The organism is Spirulina subsalsa FACHB-351, from assembly GCF_026130165.1.
Classification (GTDB): domain Bacteria; phylum Cyanobacteriota; class Cyanobacteriia; order Cyanobacteriales; family Spirulinaceae; genus Spirulina_A; species Spirulina_A subsalsa_A.
Window position 1 is genome coordinate 1 of record NZ_JAIHOM010000241.1, and the last position, 2,172, is coordinate 2,172.

The 2,172-nt window shown below is 47.4% G+C and carries 2 protein-coding genes and 2 pseudogenes; 1 reads left to right on the forward strand and 3 read right to left on the reverse strand.

Annotated features, from left to right (window positions below):
- A pseudogene (locus K4A83_RS22595) lies at positions 1-281 on the reverse strand (RNA-guided endonuclease InsQ/TnpB family protein); the annotation flags it as partial.
- A gap of 65 nt (positions 282-346) precedes the next feature.
- Here K4A83_RS22595 and K4A83_RS24180 point away from each other — a divergent pair.
- Positions 347-460: pseudogene (locus K4A83_RS24180) on the forward strand (transposase); the annotation flags it as partial.
- Between the two features lie 210 nt (positions 461-670).
- Here K4A83_RS24180 and murI read toward each other — a convergent pair.
- Together murI and K4A83_RS22610 are read right to left on the reverse strand one after the other, a co-directional pair.
- On the reverse strand, positions 671-1,507 hold the full coding sequence (murI, locus tag K4A83_RS22605; protein WP_265266977.1) for a glutamate racemase: 837 nt from the start codon (positions 1,505-1,507) through the stop codon (positions 671-673).
- Positions 1,508-1,568: 61 nt separating this feature from the next.
- On the reverse strand, positions 1,569-2,172 hold a 604-nt coding region (locus K4A83_RS22610; RefSeq protein ID WP_265266978.1), incomplete at its 5' end, for an N-acetylmuramoyl-L-alanine amidase family protein.

Below are 2,172 nucleotides of genomic sequence, written 5' to 3' on the forward strand. Positions count from 1 at the left end.
AACCCTTTTTTGCAGTTGTCATAGAAACGTGAAATGGCAAACCAAGCTCTTTCGGCACTAGCTTGACGAGCCATAGAGTTAAGGTTACTGACAAACGGAGTATCTTTACTCAACGTTGTTACAAATTTGCAAAAAGAAGCATAATTGACCTTATCTTCTCTTTTGGAATCCATCCAGAGTCTAAGACATTTATTCCGAATGAACTGTCCTATTCTAATAGCTTCTAGGATAGCTACTTGTTGTTTTGGTTTAGCTTTAACCTTAAACTCCATGACTCGCATTGACTCGACCTCTCAATGTGTTATGTTATCATTATATCATCTCACCGTACAAGCTGCCAATAGTTATGGAAGCCAATTACTCTAAGACCCGCAGGGCTACGTTTAATCTTACTGTTCATATTGTGTTGGTGACTAAATATCGGAGAAAAGTATTCCCGAAAGAACATTTAGAGTTCTTATTAAAAAATCTGTGGAGAGCCAAGACTCTCCAGAGTATTAATTGTGCTTCGCTGTTTCTATATTGGTTGGCTTTTCATCTCATCGGTGAAACCGAGAGCCTTCAAGCCAACATTTAAGGTAAATCGAAGGAAGAAAAGTTAGTGAAGCAAAAAAGGAGTGCTGGTTAGACACTCCTTTCTATTCTACGTTCAAACTAAGGACAAAAGCGCTCAAGGACAAGTTGATTCAACCGAATAGGAAAACGCCACTTGATCCACAGAAACCTGTTGCACCACGGGGCAAAAACCTAACCACCGTTGAGACAGTTGGGCGAACTGCTCGGGGTCACCACTAACATAAAACTCTGTGGGTGCAGCCGGAACCTCACTCTTTAAACCCAGTAGCTCTAACTCCTGCTCCGCCGCCTGAGCTACATATTGCGCCGGATTCACTAAACGCACTGTGGGAGGGAGGATCTGACGAATGACAGGGGCTAAATGGGGGTAATGGGTACAACCGTAAATTAGGGTGTCAATCTCTTGCTCCATTAAAGGCTGGAGATAATTGTAGGCGACTTGGTGGGTGTAGGGGTCATGAATGCGCCCGGCTTCAATTAACGGCACAAACTCAGGACAGCCGACTTGCCAGACTGTAACATCCTGCTTAATTTCTAAAATCGCCCGATGGTAGGCTTGGCTGGTGACGGTGGCAGGGGTGGCAATTACGCCGACTCGTTGCCCTTGGCGGATGGCTGCCTTGGCGGCGGGTAGAATTAAACCCAAAATAGGAAAGGGAAATTCTCGCCGCACTTCTTCTAAAGCTAAGGCTGAACTGGTATTACAGGCCATGATCACCATTTTGACCCGGTGACTTGCCATCCAAATCAGAATTTCTCGCACAAATTGCAAAATCTCAGCCTTGCTGCGGATTCCGTAGGGAAGCCGTGCGGTATCTCCAAAATACAGAATCGATTCATGAGGTAACTGTTGAGTGAGTTCCTTGAGAACTGTCAGCCCCCCAACACCACTATCAAATACACCAATCCGGTTCAACGGAGCGTCTTTCATTCTCCAATCCTTAGTTAACAAATCGGTGAAGGCTCACCTGTGTTCCATAAAGTATATCTACTCAAAGCCGATTTTGCTGTAAGTAGAGTAAAATGCCCCGGGCGATCGCCTCTGCCATTTGATTGCGGAAGTTGGGATCTGCCAACCGAGGCGCGTCTAAATTGCCCGTTACAAACCCCACTTCAACTAAAGCTGAAGGCATGGAGGTATTACGCAAAACGTAAAAGCGGGCTTGTTTCACCCCTCGATTGCCAATACTAATGCTTTGCAAAATGCTGTTTTGAATACTGCTCGCTAGACGCTGACCCGCGCTATTGAAAAAAAACGTCTCCACCCCATTCACATCAGGACGACTCATGCTGATGGCGTTGGCATGGATACTGACAAAGATGGTCGCTCTTGCTCGGTTGGCCATTTGCGCTCGACCCGCTAAGGTGACAAAACGATCATCGGAGCGGGTCATAATCACCCTCACGCCTTGCTGTTCAAGTAATTGCGCCACCCGCAGGGAAATGGGCAACACGACATCTTTTTCCCGTAAGCCGCCAATGCCAACCGCTCCGGGATCTCGTCCGCCGTGACCGGGGTCTAACATGACCACGGCGCGGGTATTGGGAACTTGGGGGAGGGGGCGGCTGGGTTGTCCGGCTGGGGGTAAGGTGGGG

Bases quoted from the DNA above. Each gene is read 5' to 3' on its own strand.
- murI (WP_265266977.1), bottom strand. From the start codon at position 1,507: ATGAAAGACGCTCCGTTGAACCGGATTGGTGTATTTGATAGTGGTGTT.